This window comes from Bradyrhizobium iriomotense, assembly GCF_018129405.1.
Lineage (GTDB): Bacteria > Pseudomonadota > Alphaproteobacteria > Rhizobiales > Xanthobacteraceae > Bradyrhizobium > Bradyrhizobium iriomotense_B.
This window is the reverse complement of the sequence record NZ_JAFCLP010000002.1, coordinates 589,987-614,386: the sequence shown is the minus strand read 5'-3', so window position 1 is coordinate 614,386 and position 24,400 is coordinate 589,987. Positions and strand designations below refer to the sequence as shown.

Here is a 24,400-nt window from a genome sequence, read left to right as displayed (position 1 = left end):
GATGAACCAGCGGAACCTGCTCGAGGTTGACTGGAGCCAGATTCCGGCACCCGCCGATGATGGCGGTGCCGCGCATCTCAAAGGTTTGACGCTGCCTCCGATCGGCCTGCTCGCGACCGACGACAGGTCGGTGACGCTGTCGGCGCTGCGCGGCCGGACCGTGGTGTTCGCCTATCCGCGCACCGGCGAGCCCGGCAAGATCGCGCTGGTGGACGATTGGGACATGATCCCGGGGGCGCGCGGCTGCACGCCGCAGACTTGCGCGTTCCGCGATCTGTTCGCCGAGCTGAAGGCTGCAGGCGCCGCCCACGTGTTCGGCCTCTCAACCCAGAGCAATGACTACCAGACCGAGATGGCCTCGCGCCTGCATCTGCCGTTCCCCGTGCTGTCGGACGAGAAGCTGGCGCTGACGCGGGCGTTGAACCTGCCGACCATGGAAGTCGCGGGCCTGACGCTGATCAAGCGGCTTGCGCTGATCATCGACGATGCCAGCATCACGCATGTGTTCTATCCGGTGTTTCCGCCCGACCGGAATGCCGGCGACGTCCTGGACTGGCTGAAGGCCAATCCAGCCAAGGGCTGACCAGGACGAGACCTAATCGAGGTCGGCCTTGATCCTCGCGAACACCGACCTGAACATGTCGGCGGTCAGCACGCCGGTGTTCGTGTTGTAGCGCGAGCAGTGATAGCTGTCGTACAGCTTGAACGGTCCGGCCTGATGCACCGCGCCATGGCCGAAGGGGGCCTGCGAGGCCTTCAGCTTCAGCGGCTTGAGCACGCTGTCGTGCGCAATCCGACCGAGCGCGACGATGGCGCGCAGCTTCGGCATCGTCTCGAGATTCGCGACGAGGAACTGGCGGCAGGTGTTGATCTCGACCGGCAGCGGCTTGTTTTGCGGCGGCACGCAATGCACCGCATTGGCGATGCGGCAGTCGACCAGCTTCAGCCCGTCATCAGGCCGCGCCTGATAGGCCCCCTTGGCAAAGCCGTATTCGAGCAGCGTGGCGTAGAGCAGGTCGCCGGCATAGTCGCCGGTGAAGGGACGGCCGGTGCGGTTGGCGCCCTGCATGCCCGGCGCCAGGCCGACGATCAGGAGGCGTGCCGTGATGTCGCCGAAGGGCGGGACCGGGGCGTTGTGCCACAGCGGCTCGCGCGCGCGGTTCGCCTCGCGAAAGGCGACCAGGCGCGGGCAGAACGGGCAGTCACGATCGGGGACGAGGGTGGGGGGCTGGCGGCTGGACCGTGCCGCCTCACTCCTCGAAGTCGTCATCGCCCCTCGGCGCCATGGTGGTCGCGCGCTGGAGGAACTGCGGGGCGTGGTGGCGTCCCTCGCCACGCTCGCCGCGGTCGCGCGGGGCGGGGCGTTCGGACGGGTCGCGGCCGAGCTTGGATTGCAGCTCGACGAGGTCGGTGAAGACGTCGGCCTGGCGGCGCAGCTCGTCGGCGATCATCGGCGGCTGGCTGGCGATGGTGGAGACCACGGTGACCCGCACGCCGCGGCGCTGGACGGCCTCGACCAGGGAGCGGAAGTCGCCGTCACCGGAGAACAGCACCATCTGGTCGATGTGCTCGGCGAGCTCCATGGCGTCCACGGCCAGCTCGATGTCCATGTTGCCCTTGACCTTGCGGCGGCCGGAGGCGTCGATGAATTCCTTGGTCGCCTTGGTGACGACGGTGTAGCCGTTGTAGTCCAGCCAGTCGATCAGCGGGCGGATCGAGGAGTATTCCTGATCCTCGATGATGGCGGTGTAGTAGAACGCCCGGAGCAGCGTCCCGCGGCTCTGAAACTCCTTCAGCAGGCGCTTGTAGTCGATGTCGAAGCCCAGGGTTTTCGCCGTCGCGTAGAGATTGGCCCCGTCGATGAAGAGCGCGATCTTGTTGGTAGGAGAAGGTGACATTCAGTTTGCTCGCGTAGTGTGTCGTGATTGATCGTTTATTGTTGGCGCGGCGGCAGCCAGTCGCGCAGTCCCAAGGTGGCGCCTAAACCCGTCGAATCCGCAAATCCGGAGAAGTCGGGGCAATCAAGGTATAGTTATGGCGGACTCTCATACACCCGGCGCCGCCCTCGCTGGCAGCCCGGGAAATCACCCATCCCAGCCCTAATGTGGGGGTACCAGAGCCATTTGGCGAGGCCAAATCACAAATTGGCCTTGCGAAACTGGCTTGGCCCCTATAACTAGCCCCAATCATCCACATATTTCGTCCCACCCACAACGGAGCGACAGTCCATGGCTCGCGTCACCGTAGAAGATTGTATCGACAAGGTCGACAACCGGTTTGACCTGGTCCTGCTGGCCGCCCACCGCGCCCGCATGATTTCGTCAGGTTCACAACTAACGGTTGACCGCGATAACGACAAGAACCCTGTTGTGTCTTTGCGTGAAATTGCCGACACGACCATCTCGCCGGAGGACCTCCGCGAGGAGCTGGTGCACTCGCTCCAGAAGTTCGTCGAGGTCGATGAGCCCGAGCCGGATACGGTGCCGCTGATCGGTTCCGCCGGCGCCAGCGTCGATGCGGACGATACCGAAGTTGCCGTTGAGCGCATGACCGAAGAGGAGCTCCTGAAGGGCCTCGAAGGCCTCGCGCCGCCGGAAGAGCAGCCCGAGGAGGACGAGTAATCGTCCCGTCGCAATCGTCGACTTCTTGTGATCATATCAAAGGCCCGAACCGTTGTTCGGGCCTTTGCTTTTGTTGGCGTTTTCGTGGTTACCATAGCGTTGCCGGTTCGCGCCGCGCACCTGTCACCGAATTGATCGGACGCGCGCGCGATCGGCGCTAAGATGTATACAACGGGTAGCTCATGGCCCGTTTGAAGGCAGGACGGAATGGTATATCGGCGCCGGAGATCAACGCAGATGCAGGCCGCAACCGAATCGGTTGCAATGGCCCCGACTGCGCCGGTGGTGCGCCCGGCAAAGCCGCGCGCGCGCATGATGCGTCAATATGACCTCGTCGAGCGCGTCAGGTCCTACAATCCCAACACCAACGAAGATCTGCTCAACCGCGCCTATGTCTACGCCATGAAGGCGCACGGCTCGCAGACGCGGGCCTCGGGCGATCCTTACTTTTCGCACCCGCTCGAAGTGGCGGCGATTCTCACCGACCTCAAGCTCGACGATGCCACCATCGTGGCCGCGCTGCTGCACGACACGATCGAGGACACCGAAGCGACGCGCGGCGAGATCGACCAGATCTTTGGGCCCGAGATCGGCGCGCTGGTCGAGGGCCTGACCAAGCTGAAGCGGCTGGAACTGGTGTCGCGCGAGGCCAAGCAGGCCGAGAACCTGCGCAAATTGTTGCTGGCGATTGCCGATGATGTCCGTGTGTTGCTGGTCAAGCTCGCCGACCGCCTGCACAACATGCGCACGCTGGAATTCGTGCCGACAGAATCGCGCCGGCGCATCGCCGAGGAGACGCTCGACATCTATGCGCCGCTCGCGGGGCGCATGGGCATGCAGCAAATGCGCGAAGAGCTGGAAGATCTGTCCTTCCGCACGCTCGACCCCGAGGCCTATTCGGTGGTGATGCAGCGGCTCGATGCGCTCGCCGAGCGCAACCGCAACCTGATCGGCGAGATCGAGGACCAGCTCTCCAACAATCTGCGCCACCGGGGCCTGGGGGCGCGGGTCTACGGCCGCCGCAAGAAGCCATTCTCGATCTGGACCAAGATGGAGCGCAAGTCGGTCGGCTTCGAGCAATTGTCTGATATCTTCGGCTTTCGCGTCGTCGTGAACGACGTCGAGGCGTGCTACCGCGCGCTCGGCATCGTTCACACCACCTGGCCGGTCGTGCCGGGCCGTTTCAAGGACTACATCTCGACGCCGAAGCAGAACGACTACCGCTCGATCCACACCACCGTGATCGGTCCGGGCAACCAGCGCGCCGAGCTGCAGATCCGTACCGAGGAGATGGATCAGATCGCCGAGCGCGGCATCGCCGCGCACGTGTTCTACAAGGAAGACGCGGGCTCGCCGACCGAATACCTCAAGCGCGAATCCAATGCGTTTGCCTGGCTGCGCCACACCGTCGGCATCCTGTCGGAGAGCGCCAATCCCGAGGAATTCCTCGAGCATACCAAGCTCGAGCTGTTCCACGACCAGGTGTTCTGCTTCACCCCGAAGGGCAAGCTGATCGCGCTGCCGCGCCATGCCAACGTGATCGACTTCGCCTATGCCGTACACACCGACGTCGGCAACAGCGCCGTGGGCTGCAAGATCAACGGCAAGTTCTCGCCGCTGTCCTCGGAGCTGCAGAACGGCGACGAGGTCGAGGTGCTGACCTCCGAGGCGCAGTCGGCACCGCCGTCCGCCTGGGAAACGCTGGCGGTCACCGGCAAGGCGCGCGCCGCGATCCGCCGCGCCACGCGTACCGCGGTGCGCGACCAATATGTCGGCCTCGGCCGGCGCATCGTCGAGCGCCTGTTCGAGCGTGCCAAGATCGAATACGCCGACGACAAGCTCAAGGGCGCGCTGCCGCGGCTTGCGCGCACCTCGATCGAGGACGTCATGGCGGCCGTGGGGCGCGGCGAGATCAAGGCCTCCCACGTCGCGCGCGCCATGTATCCCGACTACAAGGAGGAGCGCGTCGCCCGCTACGGCATCAAGAAGGGCCTGGCCGCCAAGCTCAAGGAGAAGTCGTCCGAGCCGCCGCGCAGCCCGGTCGCGATCCCGATCCGCGGCATCAATTCCGACCTGCCGGTGAAGTTCGCCCCGAACGGCGGCGCGGTGCCCGGCGACCGCATCGTCGGCATCGTCACCCCGGGCGAGGGCATCACGATCTATCCGATCCAGGCGCCGGCCCTGAAGGATTTCGAGGAGGAGCCGGAGCGCTGGCTGGACGTGCGCTGGGACATCGAGGACACCGCGCCGCAGCGCTTCCCGGCCCGCATCAAGGTCGAGAACGTCAACGAGCCCGGCGCGCTGGCGCAGATCGCGACCGTGATCGCCGAGCACGACGGCAACATCGACAACATCAGCATGCAGCGCCGCTCACCCGATTTCACCGAGACGACGATCGACCTCGAAGTCTACGATCTCAAGCACCTGAGCGCGATCCTCGCCCAGTTGCGCGCGAAGGCGGTCGTCGCCCGCGTCGAACGTGTTAATGGATAGACGCATGCCGCATGTGTCCGTCTCTCTGATTTCGTGAGTCCTGAAATGCCTGCAACTCCGCTCCGTCTCGGCGTCAATATCGATCACGTTGCAACCGTGCGTAACGCGCGCGGCGGCCGCCATCCCGACCCGGTGCGCGCCGCGCTGCTGGCCATCGAGGCCGGTGCCGACGGCATCACGGCTCACTTGCGCGAGGATCGCCGGCACATCCGCGACGAGGACATGGCGCGGCTTAAGGCGGAAATCTCCAGGCCGCTCAATTTCGAGATGGCCGCGACCGACGACATGATGCGCATCTCGCTCGCCACAAAGCCGCACGCGGTGTGCCTGGTGCCGGAGCGGCGCCAGGAGGTGACGACCGAAGGCGGGTTAGACGTGGTCGGGCAGCACAATGCGCTCGCGCCCTACATCGCGCGATTGAGCGATGCCGGCATCCGCGTCTCGCTGTTCATCGCCGCGGACCCCGCGCAGATCGAGATGGCGGCGCGGCTGCGTGCGCCTGTGATCGAGATCCATACCGGCGCCTGGTGCGATGCCGTCGTCGACGGCCACGCCGACAAGGCCGCGGCCGAATGGCAGCGGATCGTGGCCGGGGCAAAGCTGGCGAAGGACGCCGGGCTGGAGGTTCATGCCGGCCACGGGCTCGACTACGCCACGGCGGAGACGATCGCAGCGCTGCCTGAGATCATGGAGCTCAACATCGGCTACTACATGATCGGCGAAGCGCTGTTCGTGGGCCTTGCCGAGACGGTGCGCAGCATGCGGGCGGCGATGGACCGCGGCCGGAGCCGGGCATGATCATCGGCATCGGCTCCGACCTGATCGACATCACCCGCGTCGCCAAGGTGATCGAGCGCCATGGCGAGCGCTTCCTCGACCGCATCTTCACCGCGGCCGAGCGGGCCAAGGCGGAGCGGCGGGCCAAGAACGAGAAGATGGTGGTGGCGACCTATGCCAAGCGCTTCGCCGCCAAGGAGGCCTGCTCCAAGGCGCTCGGCACCGGTATCCGCCGCGGCGTCTGGTGGCGCGACATGGGGGTGGTCAACCTGCCGGGGGGACGGCCGACCATGCAGCTCACCGGCGGTGCCCTGGCCCGGCTCCAGGCCCTGACGCCGGAGGGATTCGAGCCGCGGATCGACCTTTCGATCACCGATGACTGGCCGCTCGCCCAAGCCTTCGTCATCATTTCCGCCGTCCCGTTGGCGAAGCCCTGACCGTTCGAGGGTCATTTTATAATTCTTATTAAAAATCAATATCTTATGCAGTTTTGATGCGATCCTTGATTGCGTGGCTCCCGACAACCGTCTAAAAGTCCGCCGACGCAAACCAGGCTGGGTGAATTCGGCTTTACGCCGGAATTGGCCCTCATTATCAGAATCAGGACAATCTCCTTGCGCCGCGAAGCGATGGGCCGTTCGCGGGAGGAGGGCGCTCTGTGACCCGCCGGCTGGAATTGAGAGAGCAATGAGCGTGACTTCGGGAACGAAAACTGAGAGCGGCGTCGGCGAAACGATCCGGGTCGTGATCCATGCTCTCCTGATCGCGCTCGTGATCCGCACCTTCCTGTTCCAGCCGTTCAACATTCCCTCGGGGTCGATGAAGGCGACGCTGCTGGTCGGCGACTATCTGTTCGTCTCGAAATATTCCTACGGCTATAGCCACTACTCGATCCCGTTCTCGCCACCGCTGTTCTCGGGGCGGGTCTGGGGCTCGGACCCGAACCGCGGCGACATCGTCGTGTTCCGCTTGCCCAAGGACGACTCCACCGATTACATCAAGCGCGTGATCGGCCTTCCCGGCGACCGCGTCCAGATGCGGGACGGGCTGCTCTACATCAACGACACCCCGGTCGAGCGGCAGCGCATGAGCGAATATGTCGGCGAGGATCCGTGCGGCTCCGAGGGCGGCGGCATCTCCCGGGTGAAGCGCTGGAAGGAGACGCTGCCGAACGGCGTGAGCTATGAGACGCTGGACTGCGCCGACAACGGCTACATGGACAACACCAACGTCTATACCGTGCCGGCCGGGCACTTCTTCATGATGGGCGACAACCGCGACAACTCGACCGACAGCCGATTCCTCGGCCAGGTCGGCTACGTGCCGCAGGAGAATTTGATCGGTCGCGCCCAGATGATCTTCTTCTCGATCGCCGAAGGCGAACATGCCTGGATGTTCTGGCGCTGGCCGTGGGCGGTGCGCTGGAATCGCTTCTTCAAAATCGTCCGATGAAAGACGAAGCCAAGGACATCACGACCGAACCGATCGACGCGCAAGCCGTCCCTGACGGCGAAGCTGCAGCCAAAACGCTTGCGACCAAGACTCCGGAAACCAAGTCTCCTGAAGCCAAGGCTCCCGAAGCCAAGACTCCCGCAAAGAAGAAGCGGGTGCGGAGCAGCAAGGCCAAGGCGGCGGACGCGAACGCCGCGCTCGAGGCGCGCATCGGCCACGCCTTCACTGACCCGAACCTCTTGATGCAGGCGATCACGCACGTCTCGGCGCTGAAGTCCGGACGCAAGCGCGGCGACAGCTACCAGCGCCTCGAATTCCTCGGAGACCACGTGCTCGGTCTGGTCGTCTCCGACATGCTCTATCATGCCTTCCCCAATGCCGATGAAGGCGAGCTGTCCAAGCGCCTTGCCGAGCTCGTGCGCAAGGAAAGCTGCGCGGACGTCGCCAAGTCGCTCGGCCTGCTCGACGACATCAAGCTCGGTTCGGTCGGCTCCAGCGCAGATGCGCGCTTACGCAAATCCATCCTCGGCGACATCTGCGAGGCCGTGATCGGCGCCATCTTCCTGGACGGCGGCCATGCCGCGGCGGCCGAGTTCGTCAGGCGCAACTGGACCGAGCGCATGCACAAGCCGCGGCGTCCGTTGCGCGATCCCAAGACCGTGCTGCAGGAATGGGCGCAAGGGAAGGGGCTGCCGACCCCGGTTTACCGCGAGGTCGAGCGCACCGGCCCGCATCACGATCCGCAATTCCGCGTCGCCGTCGACTTGCCGGGCCTTGCGCCGGCCGAAGGCGTCGGCGGCAGCAAGCGCGCGGCAGAGAAGGTGGCGGCCTCGGTGATGATCGAACGTGAAGGCGTTGGCGGCGGCAATGACGGCTGAAGCAAGCGGCGAGGCGCCGACCGCGACGCGCTGCGGCTTCGTCGCGCTGATCGGCGCGCCCAATGTCGGCAAGTCCACGCTGGTCAACGCGCTGGTCGGGGCCAAGGTCACGATCGTCTCGCGCAAGGTGCAGACCACGCGCGCGCTGATCCGCGGCATCGTCATCGAGAACAACGCGCAAATCATCCTGGTCGACACGCCCGGTATCTTCTTGCCCAAGCGCCGGCTCGACCGCGCCATGGTCTCGACCGCCTGGAGCGGAGCGCATGACGCCGACCTCGTCTGCGTGCTGCTCGATGCCAAGACCGGGATCGACGAGGAGGCTGAGGCCATCCTCGCCAAGGCGGCCAGCGTCAACCACGAGAAGATCCTCGTCATCAACAAGGTCGACCTGGTTCAGCGCGAGAAGCTGCTGGCGTTGGCGCAGGCCGCCAACGAGCGCATGAAGTTCGCGAGAACCTTCATGATCGCGGCGATCTCGGGCGATGGCGTCGACGACATCCGCACGACGCTCGCCGAGATGGTGCCGTCGGGCCCGTTCCTCTATCCCGAGGACCAGATGTCGGACGCGCCGATGCGGCAGCTGGCGGCCGAGATCACGCGCGAGAAGATCTATCAGAAGCTGCACCAGGAATTGCCCTACCAGTCCACGGTCGAGACCGACAAATGGGAGGAGCGCAAGGATCATTCGGTGCGGATCGAGCAGACGATCTACGTCGAGCGCGAAAGCCAGCGAAAGATCGTGCTCGGCAAGGGCGGCGCCACCATCAAGTCGATCGGCGCGGACTCGCGGAAGGAGCTGATGCAGATCCTGGACGTGCCGGTGCATCTGTTCCTGTTCGTCAAGGTGCGCGAGAACTGGGGTGACGATCCCGATCGCTACCGCGAGATGGGCCTGGACTTCCCCAAAGAATAACCAAGAAAAGATCGGCATGCGATGAGCGTACCCGCCAACGTCCAGCGCTTCGAAGCGCTGCTGTATGCATCATTGATGCTGGATGCCGTCTCGGTTGCCGTGCAGGACCGCACGCCCAATGCCGAGATGACCGAGCAGATGATCATGACGGCGACCTTGCTCGCCGGCGGCATGATTCTGCTCCTCGTCTATTTCGTCTGGCTGGCCGCGCGTTGGCGCAAGAACTGGCCGCGCTGGGTGCTGGCGGCAGCCCTCGTGCTGTCGGTGATTTCGCTCGGCCAGATCATCGGCGAGAAGGGCATGGAGCTCGACAGCGCCATCGAGATCGTGTCCTGCGTGCTGACGACGATGGGCCTGTATTTCTCCTTCACCGGCGACGCGCAGGGCTGGTTCAACGCGTGAATTGATATGTTCCGTCATTCCGGGGCGATGCGAAGCATCGAACCCGGAATCTCGAGATTCCGGGTTCGCCTCTTCGAGGCGCCCCGGAATGACGGGAGATGGCGCTGCGCTCCTGACTGGAATCCGCTACACTTCCTCCCATGGAATGGACCGACGAAGGCATCGTGCTGGGCGTGCGGCGGCATGGCGAGAGCAGCGCCATTGTCGAGCTCTTGACGCGCGCGCACGGCCGACATCTCGGCCTCGTGCGCGGTGGCGCCAGCTCGCGGCTGCGGCCGCTGCTGCAACCCGGCAACAGCGTCAGCGCGGTGTGGCGGGCACGGCTCGACGAGCATCTCGGCACCTACGCCATCGAAGGACTGAAGCTGCGCGCGGCCACGCTGCTGGGATCGTCCCATGGGGTCTACGGCGTCACCCATCTGGCCTCGATCGCGCGGCTCCTGCCGGAGCGCGATCCGCACGAAGAGATATTTGCGCTGCTCGAACATTCGCTCGATGATTTCGACGACATCGGCAGCGCGGCGGTGCATCTCATCCACTTTGAGCTGGCGATGCTCGCCGAGCTCGGCTTCGGGCTGGCGCTGGAGAATTGCGCGGTGACCGGCGAGACCACGGACCTGATCTACGTCTCGCCCAAATCCGGCGGGGCGGTATCTCGCGGCGCGGGCGAGCCGTGGCGGGACCGGCTGTTGCGGCTGCCGCCATTCCTGCGGCACGGCGAAACCGCGAGCGAACTCACCGAGCAGGATCTCCAGGATGGCTTCAGGCTGACCGGCCTGTTCCTGCTTCGCCACGTGCTGGAGCCGCGCGGACAGGGCCATTCCGACGCGCGGGCCGGCTTCATCAATGCGCTGATGCGGCAGCAGGCGAAGGCGATCTCGGGGCCATGAGGGAGCCGCGCGTCTGCCCTGCCTGAGGGCATGGAGTTCCCCGGAACGAAATCGGCCTGATGGCGTTGCCGGCGAGGGTTCCACAATGGGGACAGCCTAAATGTTGATCAGAGGATTTGCGCTCTCGGCGGCGCTGCTTGCTCTTGCGCCTGATGCGATGGCTGGCGAGCCGCAACCCGGCCTGTTTCGCCGCGCCTCCTGCACGGTTGTGCGGTACTATGTGGCGAAATATTCCGCGGCAGCCGCAGAGACATGGGCGCGCTCCCACGGCGCGACGGAGGCCGAGATCGAGACGGCCCGCCGCTGCCTGACCAACACCCCGGCACAGGCAAAGACCCAGACCGTGACCGCCGGATGGGCCGGGCAATAGCCTGCCCGCAAGGAACCGATTGATCCTGAACCGGGCTGCACGGAACAACGTCGCGCGATCCGCTCGTTGTTTCATCTCTCGGAGAGGATGGAGCCTGCTTGGGCGTGACCATCGTCCGAGAGAGGGAATGATGTGACTCCCAGGGTTTGCGACGGACGCTCTCCGAACATCATCGAATAATACTGCGAGAAGCGCCCGAGCTCGTAGAAGCCCTGTTGCATCGCGACCGCTGCCACGGTGGTCGAACCCGGCCTGCTCTCCCGCAGGATGGAGTGAATGGTGCACAGGCGCTTGTGGCGCAGGAAGGTGACGGGGCCGAGCCCGAACACCTCTTGAAAGGCGCGATGCAGAGTGCGTCGCGACACCGTGAACGCGGCGCATATTTCCGAAACATGCACCGGGCGCGTGCCGGCCTGGTCGAGATACTCCTCGACCTTGCGGATCAGCCGCCTTGCTGAAGGAAGTCTGCCGCGGTCATCGGGCGGCAGCGACGACATCACGTTCGCAGCCATGCATTCGACGATCGATCGTTTCCAGAAATCGGCCGTCGACGGCGTCAGGCCGTGCTTGTGGATGGCCAGATGGGACATGATCCGGATCAGACGACGCGAGGCCAATGCGCCGGTCGCGAGGTCTGCCCGGAAGTGACCACGCCTGCGCCATGTGTCGGGATCGCTCAGACGCGCCTCTCCGCCGAACAACTCCCCCACCTGATCGAGATCGAAGCGCATGGCCGCATAAGCGGATGCGCCGTGAAAGACGCCGTCATGCTCGAGCAGCGGCGGAATCACGAGCACGTCGTTGAGCTGCATGTCGAACGACCAATGGGCAACGCGCTGCTCGGCTGCCAGCAGCATGCCGATGATGAGCTTGTCGTCGCTGGAGGTGCGCTGCGTGCGCATTCCGATGTTGAAGGCGCCGATGCTGAGCGAGAAATCGCCGATGCCGACATGCGACAGTGTCCCGCGTAGCCGCCCGCGTCCGAGCTGCATGACGTCGACGTGAGAGCCGTGCACGGCCTGGTGTAGACCCTCGAAACCGTCGAGCTTCCGCGAATCAACCAGAAGAGACTGCACCATGGTCGTACACTTGTATTGAAGCGCGACATTTGTGCGGCAGGCGGCAAACGGAAATACCACTACAACGCGAAGAGGTGCTGTGAATTGAGTTCGCGTTTTGAGGCGAATGATCGTCGAATTCGACACGATGAATCCGGCAATGAGGCTGCCAATTCAGCGAATGTGAGACGTGGCATCGCTCGATCCCGGCCATCGCCGCGACGTGCTGGCACAATCTGCACATCACAGTCGCCGCATCTTCGGATACCGTTTGCAACCTAAGCGATACGAATCGAGAGCGCGCTGCAGATCGTGGCGTGGAAGGGGCAGCGTGCTGCTGCATGCTCGGATCGCGTGCGCAAGAACGGGAGAGATGTTGACGCAATTCGCGATCTGCATCTCCTGCCCTCAGCGCCAGGAAGAGGGGGACCAGACCATGCGTCCAATGCGCCGGGCAATCCGCCGTCATCGGCGCCTGCCGAAGTCCGTATCATAGCACCGGTGGACTGCGCGTATCGGAGTTTCCATCATGCTGCGGGCCGACCCGGATCACTGCGAGTGGTTGCCGGATGATGTGAAGACCGGCGAGATGGTCTTCATTCCCGGCGGCACCTTCCGTATGGGATCCGATCACCACTATCCCGAGGAAGCGCCGAGCCATCGTGTCTCGGTCGACGGCTTCTGGATCGACCGCACGCCGGTGACCAACCGGCAGTTCAAGGAGTTCGTCAACGCCACCGGCCATGTCACGGAGGCGCAGCTCGTTCCCGATCCCAAGGATTATCCCGGTGCGCTCAGGGAGATGCTCTACGCAGGCTCGCTGGTGTTCTCGCCGCTGCCGCGCATCACGGATCTTGCCGACTGGAGCCAGTGGTGGTCCTTCATGCGCGGCGCCAATTGGCGCCATCCCTACGGCCCCGGCAGCAATATCAAAGGGCTCGACGACCACCCGGTCGTGCACGTCTCCTACAATGACGCGGCCGCCTATGCGCGTTGGGCTGGCAAGGATTTGCCGACCGAAGCGGAGTGGGAGTTCGCTGCGCGCGGCGGGCTCGATGGCGAGGAGTTTGCCTGGGGTGATGCGCTGATGCCGGGCGGCAGGTACATGGCCAACATCTGGCAGGGAAGTTTTCCTGTCCAGAACCTCGGCGAGGATGGGTTCGAGCGTACCTCGCCGGTCATGGCCTTTCCGCCGAACGGCTACGGGCTCTACGACATGATCGGCAATGTCTGGGAGTGGACCTCGGACTGGTGGTCGTCGCGGCATCAGGCCGAAGCGGCGAAGCCCTGCTGCATTCCCAAGAATCCGCGTGGCGGTCGGGAGGATGCGAGCTTTGATCCATGTCAACCCGACGTCCGCATCCCGCGCAAAGTCTTGAAGGGTGGCTCACACCTCTGCGCGCCGAACTATTGCCGTCGCTACCGCCCCGCGGCGCGGCACGCCGAGCCGGTCGATACCTCGGCCAGCCACGTCGGGTTCAGGTGCGTGGTGAGATCGCCTATCTCCGTGCATCACAAGCAGGAGGGAAACGCCGCCAGAGTAACGTAGGGAGAATCGCATGAGCAGCGAATTGGAGAATAAGAACAACAAGTCCCGGGCTGAGCAGACGATCAATCGCAGACATCTGTTGCTGGGAACGTCGTCCATCGTCGCGGCCGCGACGCTGACGTCGGAGGCACTGGCACAGGCCCAGAAGGCCGCACCCGCGCCGGCCGCAGGCGATGCGCGCAAGCCGAACATTCTCTTCATCATGGGCGATGACATCGGCTGGTTCAACGTCAGCGCCTACAACATGGGCATCATGGGCTACCGGACGCCTAACATCGACCGCATCGGCAGGGAAGGCGCTGTCTTCACCGACTGGTACGGTCAGCAGAGCTGCACCGCGGGCCGCGCAGCCTTCATCACCGGACAATCGCCGATCCGCACTGGATTGACCAAGGTCGGGCTGCCAGGCGCCGAGCTGGGTCTCGGGCCGCTCGATCCGAGCGTTGCCGACGTCATGAAGTCGCTCGGCTACGCCACCGGCCAGTTCGGCAAAAATCATCTCGGCGACCGCAACGAACATTTGCCGACCGTGCACGGCTTCGACGAGTTCTTCGGCAATCTCTATCATCTCAATGCGGAAGAGGAGCCGGAAAACCCTGACTATCCAAAGGGCCCGCGATTCCGCGCGAAGTTCGGTCCGCGCGGTGTGCTCAAATGCAAAGCCAGCGACCGCGACGATGCAACCGTCGATCCCGCCTTCGGACGCGTCGGCAAGCAGGTCATCGAGAATACCGGCGCGCTCGACAGCAAGCGTATGGAGACCATCGACGAGGAATTCCTCAGCGCGGCAATAGATTTCGTCAAGCGCAAGCAGGCCGAGGCTGTTCCATGGTTCTGCTACTTCAATTCGACGCGGATGCACATCTTCACGCATTTGAAGAGAGAATCGGACGGCAAGACCGGTCTCGGCGTCTATCCGGACGGCATGGTCGAGACCGACGGACATGTCGGGCAGCTCCTCAAGGTCATCGACGATCTCGGCGTCGCCGACAACACCATCGTCGTCTACACCACCGACAATGGCGCCGAGGTATTCACCTGGCCCGACGGTGGTTCGACGCCGTTCAAGGGCGAGAAGGCCACGAACTGGGAGGGCGCTTTCCGCGTGCCCTGCCTGATCCGCTGGCCCGGCGTGATCAAGCCGGGAACCATCGTGAACGACATCTGTGCGCATGAGGACTTCATTCCGACATTCGCGGCGGCGGCGGGCGAGACTGGTATCCTCGCCAAGCTGAAGTCGGGCACCACGCTGAATGGCAAGACGTTCAGGGTCCACCTGGACGGCCAAAACCTGCTGCCCTTCTTCAAAGGCGACGAGAAGGAATCGCCGCGCCAGGAATTCCTCTACTGGAGCGACGACGGCGATCTGATGGCTCTGCGGGTCCGCGAGTGGAAGATCGCTTTTATGGAGCAGAATAGCGAGCCAAATCCCAAGACGCCGATTGGCGTCTGGCAAGGCAACTTCAACAAGTTGCGCGGGCCCAATCTCTATAATCTACGGGCCGATCCGTTCGAGCGCGGGACCGAGAGCATCTACTACGCCAATTGGCAGGTGCATCGAGCATTCCTGTTTGTGCCGGCACAAGCTGCGGTCGCACAATGGCTGGAGAGCTTCAAGGATTTCCCGCCACGCGCCAAGGCGGCGAGCTTCACCGTGAGCGACGCGATGGACAAGATCACCGTTGGCGTCTCGAACAGGAATTGAGGTCGACGGCGGTGCGGTCGGCGGCCACAAACCCGCCGGTCGCATCGCCGTGTTCGACGGCACCCCGCGGTGCGAGCAGCGTGGCTGTGGGAGTCCCGCAATGAAACCAGCTGTTTGGTTTGCGTCCATCGCCATGTTCGCGAGTTCGCAGGTTCTCGCGCAATCGCCCGTGCCCGTCACGGTCGACAATTTCGTCCGCGCCGAGACCGATCTCTATCTCGGTAATGCGGCCAGGGACGCCGGGGGCGTAGGCAAGCTTTTTCATCATCGCGAGCCCATGCAGATCGACAGGCAGCCCGTCATCCGAACCAATCGCGATACGCTGTATTCGTCGGTGGTGCTTGACCTCGATGCCGGGCCGGCAACAATCACGTTGCCGGACGCGGGCAAGCGCTTCCGCTCGATGCAGGTGATCAATGAAGATCACTATGTGGTCGGCAATGTCGAGCACGGCGCTGGCACCTACACCTACGGCAGGGAAAAGGTCGGCACCCGATACGTCTTGGTCGCATTGCGCACGCTGGTCGACCCGCAAGATCCAAAGGACGTCGAGAGGGTGCACGCGTTGCAGGACGCGACCACAGTGAGCCAGAAAGCTGCTGGCAAGTTCGAGGTTCCTGCGTGGGACCCAGCGAGCCAAAAGAAGGTGCGGGATGCCCTCCTTGTTCTCGGCGCGTCGTTGCATGACTTCAAGCGCGCGTTTGGGGCGAAGGAGCAGGTGGACCCGATCCGTCATCTGATCGGCACAGCGACCGCATGGGGTGGTAATCTCGACAAGGAAGCCACGTATCTCAGTTTCAATCCTGAGAAGAACGACGGCAGCACGGTCTACAAGCTGATCGTTCCCGGCAACGTGCCTGTCGACGGCTTCTGGTCGATCAGCCTCTACAACGCCGAGGGCTATTTCGAGAAGAACCCGTACAACGCCTACTCCCTCAACAATCTGACCGCGGTGAAATCGGCCGACGGCTCGACGGCGATCCAGTTCGGCGGCTGCGACGGCAAGATCCCGAACTGCCTGCCGATCATGAAAGGATGGAACTACACCGTGCGGCTCTACCGGCCGCGCCCCGAAATCCTGAACGGCAAGTGGAAATTCCCGGAGCCGAAGCCGGCAAGCGGAGCGTAGCGAAGATGGAGGCCGTCATGAGACGGGCAGTCGGCGGATTGGTTGCGATGATGCTGGCGACCGCGACCGTGCAGGCGCAAAGCCTGTCGCCGGATGACATTGCCGCGCGCAACATCCAGCGCCGCGCCGTCGAGGCGATGATCTGGGGCATGCCCGCGGTCAATGCCGACCTCATGCTTCAGGCCATGCTGAGGACCACCAGCGCGAAGGTCAATGAGGTCGTCTACTGGTCGAGGCCAGTGAACTGGAAGAACCAGACGCTGACACCGAATCCGGATGCGATCTATCTGATGTCGTTCTGGAATGTGAAGGACGGCCCGGTCGTGATCGAAATCCCGCCGGCGCGGGGCGGCTCGATCGCCGGCAATATCGTCACGGCCTGGCAGATGCCGCTGGAGGACGCCGGCCCCGAGGGTGCCGACAAGGGGCAAGGCGGCAAGTATTTGATCCTGCCGCCCGGCTACAAGGGCGAGGTGCCGGCGGGCCACATTGCGCTTCAATCGGACACCTTCAGCGGCTTTGCGCTGCTGCGCTCAAATCTCGCAAGTCATGGCGATGCTGACGTCGCAAAGTCGGTCGCCTACGGCAAGCAGATCAAGGTGTATCCGCTCGCGCAGGCGAAGAGCCCGCCACCGACCCATTTCACGGATGCCTACGACGTCCTGTTCGATTCCACGATCCCTTACGATGCGAGTTTCTATCGCAGCCTCGACCGCGTGGTGCAGAGCGAGCCATGGCTTGATCGCGATCGCACGATGATCGACCAGCTTGCGACCATCGGCATCGAGAAAGGCAAGCCGTACAATCCCGACCAGAAGACGCTTGCGCTGCTCGATCAGGCTGCGCGCGAGGCGCATGCGGTGCTGGAGCAGCGCTACGATGCGGGATTCCCCGTGATCAATCCGGGCATTCGCTGGTTCCCGGCCGCCGTGGCGGAGATGGTGAAGGCGGCAAGCGGTGGATACGCCGATCCGAATGCCTATCCGATCGACGCGCGCGCGGTGACGTACACGCTCGGCTTTACCGGCGTGAAGCGGCTCGGCACGGCGCAGTTCTACCTGATGGTGGCGAAGGACAAGGACGGCCAGCCTCTCGAGGGCAGCGCAACCTATCGCCTGACCGTGCCGGCAAATGCGCCGGTCAGGCAATACTGGTCGGCAACGGTCTACGACCGCGAGACGCATGCGCTGGTGCGGAATATGCCGAGCGCGAGCCGAGCCTCGATCAGCCCGGGCATCGAGAAGAACGCCGACGGTTCAGTCGACGTCTATTTCGGCCCCAAGGCGCCGGCCGGCAAGGAAGCCAATTGGGTGCCGACCGATCCCGCGCGAAGATTCGAGTTGCTGTTCCGTCTCTATGGTCCGGAGCAGCCGTTGTTCGACCACAGCTGGAAGCTGCCCGATGTGGAGCGCATCGCCACGACGATTGGAGGGGCCACGAAATAGAGGACCAGGCGCGACGGTTGGATGACGCGATCGGAACGAGGGCACGACAATGTCGGGACACATTCGAAAGACCGGGCTTGCAACCGCCTTGGCGCTGGCGACCTTCTCCGCCCAGCCGGCGCTGGCCGCCGCCGGCGGCGTGAGCTTCTGGCTGCCGGGTATCTTCGGCAGCCTGGCCGCCGTTCCGGTGACGCCGGGATGGGCCTATTCGACCATCTACATCCATCTGCAGGACAAGGCCGGAGCAGGGCAGAACTTCGTCACAAGCGGCGGCATACCCGGTTCGGTGACCGCCGGCCTCAATGCGCATGCCGACGTGCTGGTCATGGGCATTACTTACACCTCGCCGATGCCGGTGCTTGGCGGCCAGGCTGGCTTCACCCTGCTGACCGTGCCGGGAAACATCGGCGTCGGCATCGACGCGACGCTGACAGGTCCGAGAGGCAACACCATCTCGGGCAGCGCGACGGACAACCGCACAACGCTGGCCGACGTCTTCTATCAAGGCACGCTGAAATGGAACCAGGGCGTGCACAACGAGATGGTCTACATCACCGGCAACATCCCGAGCGGCACCTACGATTCCAGCCGGCTCGCGAATTTGAGTTTTGGCTTCCCGGCGATCGATGCGGGAGCCGGCTACACCTATCTAGACCTCAAGACCGGGCATGAATTCTCGATCGTCGGTGGGCTCACCTACAATTTCATGAACCCGTTCCTCCAGTACCAGAACGGCATCGACTTCCATGTCGATTGGGCGGCGTCCCAGTTCGTCAGCAAGAATGTCCATATCGGCGTCGCCGGCTATTTCTTCCAGCAGCTCACCGACGACAGCGGTCCCGGCGCCAGGCTCGGCGGCTTCAGGGGGCAGGCGGTCGGCATCGGGCCGCAGATCGGCTTCATGATCCCGATGTCCGACGGCTATCAGGGCTATCTCAATGTCCGTGGCTACAAGGACCTCGAGGTCGAGAACCGGCCGAAGAGCTGGTCGACCTGGGTCACCTTCTCGGTCTCGCCGGCCGCGCCCGCGCCGGCGAAGCCCATCGTTCGAAAGTACTGAGGGAGGCGCCGGCGTCGCTCGATGGCGGGAGATCAAACCACAAAGCGCGCATTCCGCATCGGCTTTCAGACATCGATCATCACGGTGTTCGTTGCCGTCGTGCTGATCGTGGGCTTGACGCTGGTCTATCTCAGCTTCGAACGCGTGACGGTGATCACGCAGAAGGCAGCCAGCAGCTTCATCGAGAAGGTGGCTCAACTGGGCGCGGACCACGTCGATGAGCAGTTCAAGAACGTGCGCGACAATCTCGAAATCCTGTCCGGCCTGCCGTCGATCCAGGAGGCTGACATCGCCGATAACTCGCGGCTCTACAGCCTGATGGCGGCGATGCTGCGCAACAATCCGCAGCTCTTCAATCTCTATGTGGGCTATGAGGATGGTTCATTCATCGAGATGGACGTGATCGATCGCGCCAGGGCCGCCTTCAGGACGAGCCTGAATGTGGATCAGGATGCGGCCTTCAGGCTTGTGGTGATCTCGCGTACGGCGGGAGCCGCACCGGTGACCCAATATCTGTCCGAGAACCTCATCCAGGTCGCCGAGGTCGCAGGACCCAGGGGCTACGACCCGCGTCAGCGGCCCTGGTATGTCGAGGCATTCAGGAACGACAAGACGCTGCTGACCGGCCCTTACGTCTTCTACGCCACGGGCGAACCCGGTTACACGCTGCGGACGCCGTTGAAGGAGGGACGGCGCGGCGTCGTCGCCGGAGACGTGCTGCTCAACCGCTTCGAGGACATGCTGGCGGAGCAGAAGCTCGGGCCGTCGGGCCTCGCCTTCCTGTTCAACGACACCGAGCGGATCGTCGGCCATCCCGAGATGAACCGCCTGATGGCCGAGATTCCGGAGCGGCAGGACGACCTGCCGCAGGTCGGCGCGCTCAAGCTGCCGGGCCTCGTGCCGATCATTCGCTCCTGGCGCGAGGGCGGGCCGGCCCAGCAATTCTTCACAGGCGCGTCGGGGCGCACCTATGTCGCCGCGGTCCACAAGCTTGAAACGACGGGCTCCGCCAATGTTCGCCTCGCGATGATCGCGCCGCTCGACGAATTCTACGCGCAGATCATCCGCGAGCGCCGCACGCTGTTCGCGCTGGCGCTCGCCTTCGTCGGCGCCACGCTGCCGTTCGCGTTCTGGCTGGGATCGCTGATGGCGCGGCCGCTGCGCAACATCGTCCAGCAGACCGACGAGATCCAGCGCTTTGAGATCGCGGAGCGGCCGCGCGTTCATTCCGTCATCACCGAGATCGAGGAGCTCGGTCGCTCGGTGTTCACCATGCGCAGCGTGGTCCGCAGTTTTGCCAGCTTCATCCCGCGCCAGATCGTGCGGCAGCTGATCGAGACCGGCTCCTCGCTCAGCCTCGGCGGAGCCAGGCGCGAGGTGACGGTGCTGTTCACCGACGTCGCCGATTTCACCGCCAAGACGGAACGGGCCGACCCGTCGCAGGTGATGATCCACACCTCGCGCTACTTCGCCGCGCTGTCGGACGAGATCATGCGGCACCAGGGTACGATCGACAAATATATCGGCGATGCCGTGATGGCATTCTGGAATGCGCCCGCCGATGACCCTGATCACACCGTCAATGCCTGCCGCGCCGTCCTGGCATGCGTCGTGGCGAATGAAGCGCTCAACGGGGAATTTCGGCGCGAAGGCTGGCCGCCCTACCACACGCGCTTCGGCCTTCACGTCGGCGATGCCGTGGTCGGCAACATCGGCTCGAGCGACCGGATGAACTACACCGCGCTCGGCGCCACCATCAACCTGGCCTCGCGGCTGGAAGGGCTGAACAAGAATTACGGCACGCGCGTGCTGGCCAGCGCGGCCGTTCGCGCCCGTGCGGAGCAGGCGTTTCTGTTCCGAAGTGTCGACAGCATCAGACCCAAGGGATTTGCCGAGGCGATCGAGGTCAGCGAGCTGCGCAGCGAGCTCATGCAGGCGAACGAGGCCGAAATCACGATGTGCCGGCGCTGGGACGAGGTTTTCACGCTGATCGCTCAGGACGGCGCGGTCGAGACGGCCCGGGTCCGGCTCGCCGGCTTCCTGCTCGATTATCCCGCGGACGGCATCGCGCAGTTTCACGCCCGGCGACTCCGCGCGGCGGCCCAGAATCCGGGTGAGGCGGCGTGAGCGCCGGCGCCATCAGCCGCCGACGGTTGCTGCATCGTGGCGCGGCCCTGGCCACCATGTCGGCGCTGGGCGCACCGGCTCTTGCGCAGGCCCGCAGCAGAGTGCGGCTCGGCTATCTCCACGTGGTTGCCGTGGATGGGCACATCTGGACCGGCCTCGATCGCGGCTCGTTCGACCGCGAGGGAATTGATTTCGAACTGCACGAGTTCAGCACCGGACCCGAGGTCTTCGAGGCGATGGGGAAGGGCCGGGTCGATGTCGTTTCGGCTGGTGGCGTCATCTCGAATTATCTTGCGCTTGGCCAGGGCCGGGGCTTTCTCATCAACGACATCGAGGTGGCGACCGCGCAACTCTGGGTCCGGCCGACGCTCGGCGTCACGACCTTCGCCGACCTCAGGGGGAGACGGATCGCGACGACCACGAAGACCACGGCGCACATCTTTCTCGACAGGGCGCTGCGCGCCAACAACATCAATCCGTCCGAGGTTCAGATCGTCAATCGCAGCATGCCCGCCGCGGTCCAGGCGTTCATTGCCGGCGACGTTCCTGCCGTGGCGCTCTGGGTGCCGTTCAATATCGCGGTGCGTAAGGTGCTGCCCGAGGCAATCAAGCTGGTGGATGCGTCCGCCTTCTATCCGCAATCGGCCGTGCTGGGCGGTTGGGCCGCGATGAGCAATTACCATGCGGAGAACAGGGAGGTGCTCAGCCGGATCATCCGGGCCTGGACGGATGCCAACGATCACATGGTCCGCAATCCGGCGGCGGCCGCGGAGGCCTTGCAGCGGTCCCACTATCAGCAGTCGGGCCGGGACGACATCACTGAGGCCTTCAAGGCGCAGAAGCTTTATTCCTCGCGCGAATGGCGGCGCCTCTATTCGGACGGCACTGTCGTGAAGTGGCTCCAGCAGGTCAGCGACTTCTTCATGGCAGATGCCGGAGTCACGAGCCCAGTCCGGGCATCGGACTACTTTGACACGCAGCTCTATCTTTCGACCGTCGCATAAATGCCCGGACCATCGCGGCCTCTGCGGTCATTGCGACGCGACCGGCGCCCCATACCGCCTGGAGCGTCGGCAGGCGCCCTGTGGATAACTCGCGCCGCGGCCCTGAGACAGGGCAGGGGGCGCATGTCGCTGCCCAGCCTGCTATATATCCGCCCGAATCGCGCCCCAGCGGGGGAGAATTGGCTACGTTTCTGGGCGATCAGCCCGAAGCTTGACCGTAAGTCTTTGAAAGTAAAGGCCTAATGGGCAAACGAATAGTTCCGCCGGAAGAGCCGGCCGAAATCCACGAGGTGCCGCTGCGGGAAGCGCTGGAAGAGCGCTATCTCGCCTATGCGCTGTCCACCATCATGCACCGCGCGCTGCCGGACGCGCGCGACGGCCTGAAGCCGGTGCACCGGCGCATCCTTTACGGCATGCGGCTGCTCCGGCTCGATCCCGGCACGGGGTTCAAGAAGTCCGCAAAGATCGTCGGCGACGTGATGGGCTCGTTCCATCCGCACGGCGACCAGGCGATCTACGACGCCATGGTCCGCCTCGCGCAGGATTTCTCCTCGCGCTACCCGCTGGTCGACGGCCAGGGCAATTTCGGCAATATCGACGGCGATAATCCGGCCGCCTACCGCTACACCGAAGCGCGCATGACCGACGTCGCGCGGCTTCTGCTCGAAGGCATCGACGAGGACGGCGTCGAATTCCGTGCCAACTATGATGGTCAGTCGAAAGAGCCGGTCGTGTTGCCCGGCGGCTTCCCGAACCTGCTCGCCAATGGCGCGCAAGGCATCGCGGTCGGCATGGCGACCTCGATCCCACCGCACAATGCCGCCGAGCTTTGCGACGCGGCGCTGCATCTGATCGAGAAGCCCGACGCGAAATCCAAGTCGCTCTTGAAGTGGGTCAAGGGCCCGGATTTCCCGACCGGCGGCATCTGCGTTGATTCCAAGCAGGCCATCGCTGAAGCTTACACCACGGGCCGGGGCTCGTTCCGTGTCCGCGCCAGATGGCAGCAGGAAGAGGGCGCGCGCGGCACCTGGGTCGTCGTCGTTACCGAGATTCCCTATCTGGTTCAGAAGTCGCGGATGGTCGAGAAGATCGCCGAGCTGCTCGACCAGAAAAAGTTGCCGTTGGTAGGCGAGGTCCGCGACGAATCCGCCGAAGACGTTCGCCTCGTCATCGAGCCGAAGTCGAAGAACGTCGACCCCGCGCTGATGATGGAATCGCTGTTCCGGCTGACCGAGCTCGAAAGCAAGATTCCGCTGAACCTCAATGTGCTGATCAAGGGCCGCATTCCCAAGGTCGTGGGGCTCGCGGAGTGCTTGCGTGAATGGCTGGACCATCTGCGCGACGTACTGATCCGCCGCAGCAACTTCCGCAAGGCGCAGATCGAGCACCGGCTGGAAGTCCTCGGCGGCTTCCTGATCGCCTATCTGAACATCGACAAGGTGATCAAGATCATCCGCACCGAGGATGAGCCGAAGCCCGAGCTGATGAAGGCGTTCAAGCTCACCGAGGTGCAGGCGGAAGCCATCCTCAACATGCGCCTGCGCTCCTTGCGCAAGCTCGAGGAGATGGAGATCCGCACCGAGGACAAGAACCTCCGTGCCGAGCTCAAGGGCATCAACGCGGTGCTCGCCTCCGAAGCCGAGCAGTGGAAGAAGGTCGGCGAGCAGGTCGGCAAGGTCCGCGACATGTTCGGACCGAAGACGCCGCTCGGCAAGCGCCGCACCACCTTTGCGGATGCGCCCGAGCACGATCTCGCCGCGATCGAGGAAGCCTTCGTCGAGCGTGAGCCGGTGACGGTCGTCGTGTCCGACAAGGGCTGGATCCGCACCATGAAGGGGCATGTCGAGGATCTCTCGGGGCTCGCCTTCAAGCAGGACGACAAGCTCGGCTTCGCCTTCTTCGCCGAGACGACCTCGAAGCTGCTGCTGTTCGCCACCAACGGCAAGTTCTATTCGCTCGACGTTGCGAAGCTGCCGGGCGGCCGCGGCCACGGCGAACCGATCCGCCTGTTCATCGACCTCGAGCAGGAGGCGGCGCCGGTCGCGCTGTTCGTCAACAAGGGCGGACGCAAGTTCCTGATCGCAAGCCACGAGGGTCAGGGCTTCGTCGTCAACGAGGACGATTGCGTCGGCACCACCAAGAAGGGCAAGCAGGTTCTCAACGTCGATATGCCGAACGAGGCGCGCGCGATCACCGAGGTGCTCGGCGACACCGTCGCGGTCATCGGCGAGAACCGCAAGATGCTGGTCTTCCCGCTCGACCAGGTGCCGGAGATGGCCCGCGGCCGCGGCGTGCGGCTGCAGAAGTACAAGGACGGCGGCCTCTCCGACGTCGCCGTGTTCGACGCCAAGGCCGGCCTGACCTGGAAGGACTCCGCCGGCCGCGAGTTCAGCGCGACCATGAAGGAGCTCGCGGAGTGGCAGGGCACCCGCGCCGACGCCGGCCGCCTGCCGCCGAAGGGTTTCCCGAAGTCGAACAAGTTCGGCAAGGTGATCGGGTAGGGGGCGCTGGCCGCAACTGTTGC

General features: G+C 64.1%; 22 protein-coding genes. 19 read left to right on the top strand and 3 right to left on the bottom strand.

Features of this window, described 5'->3' with window-relative positions:
• Position 1: 1 nt before the first annotated feature.
• Complete coding sequence (locus JQ592_RS07640; RefSeq protein ID WP_211402248.1) at positions 2-583, top strand: peroxiredoxin; 582 nt, start codon at positions 2-4, stop codon at positions 581-583.
• 12 nt (positions 584-595) lie between these two features.
• On the opposite strand, the gene JQ592_RS07635 is transcribed toward JQ592_RS07640, so the two are convergent.
• Both JQ592_RS07635 and JQ592_RS07630 read right to left on the bottom strand, forming a co-directional pair.
• Entirely contained in the window at positions 596-1,270 is a 675-nt protein-coding gene (locus JQ592_RS07635) for a uracil-DNA glycosylase (protein ID WP_211402247.1), read from the bottom strand.
• Entirely contained in the window at positions 1,251-1,898 is a 648-nt protein-coding gene (locus JQ592_RS07630) for an NYN domain-containing protein (RefSeq protein ID WP_018644573.1), read from the bottom strand. The genes JQ592_RS07635 and JQ592_RS07630 overlap by 20 nt, the downstream gene beginning before the upstream one ends.
• A gap of 330 nt (positions 1,899-2,228) precedes the next feature.
• On the opposite strand from JQ592_RS07630, the gene rpoZ reads away from it, so the two are divergent.
• The 10 genes from rpoZ (at position 2,229) to JQ592_RS07580 (ending at position 10,799) form a co-directional block, all read left to right on the top strand.
• On the top strand, positions 2,229-2,621 hold the full coding sequence (gene rpoZ / locus JQ592_RS07625; protein ID WP_008133017.1) for a DNA-directed RNA polymerase subunit omega: 393 nt from the start codon (positions 2,229-2,231) through the stop codon (positions 2,619-2,621).
• Positions 2,622-2,828: 207 nt separating this feature from the next.
• The gene (locus tag JQ592_RS07620; protein WP_211402246.1) at positions 2,829-5,114 is read left to right on the top strand and encodes a RelA/SpoT family protein; all 2,286 of its coding nucleotides are present in this window, start codon (positions 2,829-2,831) and stop codon (positions 5,112-5,114) included.
• Between the two features lie 45 nt (positions 5,115-5,159).
• The gene (locus JQ592_RS07615) at positions 5,160-5,912 is read left to right on the top strand and encodes a pyridoxine 5'-phosphate synthase (RefSeq protein ID WP_211402245.1); all 753 of its coding nucleotides are present in this window, start codon (positions 5,160-5,162) and stop codon (positions 5,910-5,912) included.
• Positions 5,909-6,328, top strand: coding sequence for a holo-ACP synthase (gene acpS / locus JQ592_RS07610; protein ID WP_080137036.1), 420 nt, complete (start codon positions 5,909-5,911; stop codon positions 6,326-6,328). Before JQ592_RS07615 ends, acpS begins: the two co-directional genes overlap by 4 nt.
• Before the next feature lie 250 nt (positions 6,329-6,578).
• Positions 6,579-7,343, top strand: a complete 765-nt coding sequence (gene lepB, locus JQ592_RS07605) for a signal peptidase I (RefSeq protein ID WP_211402244.1) — start codon at positions 6,579-6,581, stop codon at positions 7,341-7,343.
• Complete coding sequence (gene rnc, locus JQ592_RS07600) at positions 7,340-8,221, top strand: ribonuclease III (protein WP_211402243.1); 882 nt, start codon at positions 7,340-7,342, stop codon at positions 8,219-8,221. The genes lepB and rnc overlap by 4 nt, the downstream gene beginning before the upstream one ends.
• A complete protein-coding gene (gene era, locus JQ592_RS07595) occupies positions 8,211-9,137 on the top strand; it encodes a GTPase Era (protein WP_211402242.1) in 927 nt (308 codons plus the stop codon). Before rnc ends, era begins: the two co-directional genes overlap by 11 nt.
• 21 nt (positions 9,138-9,158) lie before the next feature.
• Positions 9,159-9,539, top strand: coding sequence for a hypothetical protein (locus JQ592_RS07590; protein WP_183247862.1), 381 nt, complete (start codon positions 9,159-9,161; stop codon positions 9,537-9,539).
• A 140-nt stretch (positions 9,540-9,679) separates the two neighbouring features.
• A complete protein-coding gene (gene recO / locus JQ592_RS07585) occupies positions 9,680-10,429 on the top strand; it encodes a DNA repair protein RecO (RefSeq protein WP_211402241.1) in 750 nt (249 codons plus the stop codon).
• A 100-nt stretch (positions 10,430-10,529) separates the two neighbouring features.
• The gene (locus JQ592_RS07580) at positions 10,530-10,799 is read left to right on the top strand and encodes a hypothetical protein (protein WP_211402240.1); all 270 of its coding nucleotides are present in this window, start codon (positions 10,530-10,532) and stop codon (positions 10,797-10,799) included.
• 71 nt (positions 10,800-10,870) lie between these two features.
• On the opposite strand, the gene JQ592_RS07575 is transcribed toward JQ592_RS07580, so the two are convergent.
• On the bottom strand, positions 10,871-11,878 hold the full coding sequence (locus tag JQ592_RS07575) for a helix-turn-helix domain-containing protein (protein WP_211402239.1): 1,008 nt from the start codon (positions 11,876-11,878) through the stop codon (positions 10,871-10,873).
• A gap of 508 nt (positions 11,879-12,386) precedes the next feature.
• On the opposite strand from JQ592_RS07575, the gene JQ592_RS07570 reads away from it, so the two are divergent.
• From JQ592_RS07570 to parC, 8 genes are all read left to right on the top strand, one after another.
• Complete coding sequence (locus tag JQ592_RS07570; protein WP_211402238.1) at positions 12,387-13,406, top strand: formylglycine-generating enzyme family protein; 1,020 nt, start codon at positions 12,387-12,389, stop codon at positions 13,404-13,406.
• Between the two features lie 10 nt (positions 13,407-13,416).
• Complete coding sequence (locus tag JQ592_RS07565; protein WP_211402237.1) at positions 13,417-15,111, top strand: arylsulfatase; 1,695 nt, start codon at positions 13,417-13,419, stop codon at positions 15,109-15,111.
• Between the two features lie 100 nt (positions 15,112-15,211).
• Complete coding sequence (locus JQ592_RS07560) at positions 15,212-16,240, top strand: DUF1254 domain-containing protein (RefSeq protein ID WP_211402535.1); 1,029 nt, start codon at positions 15,212-15,214, stop codon at positions 16,238-16,240.
• Between the two features lie 17 nt (positions 16,241-16,257).
• Positions 16,258-17,685 (top strand): DUF1254 domain-containing protein, encoded by a 1,428-nt coding sequence (locus tag JQ592_RS07555; protein WP_246820216.1) that lies wholly within the window; start codon positions 16,258-16,260, stop codon positions 17,683-17,685.
• Between the two features lie 49 nt (positions 17,686-17,734).
• A complete protein-coding gene (locus tag JQ592_RS07550) occupies positions 17,735-18,745 on the top strand; it encodes a SphA family protein (RefSeq protein WP_211402235.1) in 1,011 nt (336 codons plus the stop codon).
• A gap of 21 nt (positions 18,746-18,766) precedes the next feature.
• Positions 18,767-20,872: an adenylate/guanylate cyclase domain-containing protein gene (locus JQ592_RS07545; RefSeq protein WP_211402234.1), complete on the top strand. Its 2,106-nt coding sequence runs from the start codon at positions 18,767-18,769 to the stop codon at positions 20,870-20,872.
• A gap of 56 nt (positions 20,873-20,928) precedes the next feature.
• Positions 20,929-21,876 (top strand): ABC transporter substrate-binding protein, encoded by a 948-nt coding sequence (locus JQ592_RS07540; RefSeq protein WP_211402534.1) that lies wholly within the window; start codon positions 20,929-20,931, stop codon positions 21,874-21,876.
• 242 nt (positions 21,877-22,118) lie between these two features.
• Positions 22,119-24,377 carry a DNA topoisomerase IV subunit A gene (gene parC / locus JQ592_RS07535; RefSeq protein WP_211402233.1) on the top strand — a complete coding sequence of 753 codons (2,259 nt, stop codon included), beginning with the start codon at positions 22,119-22,121 and terminating at the stop codon, positions 24,375-24,377.
• Positions 24,378-24,400: the final 23 nt, after the last annotated feature.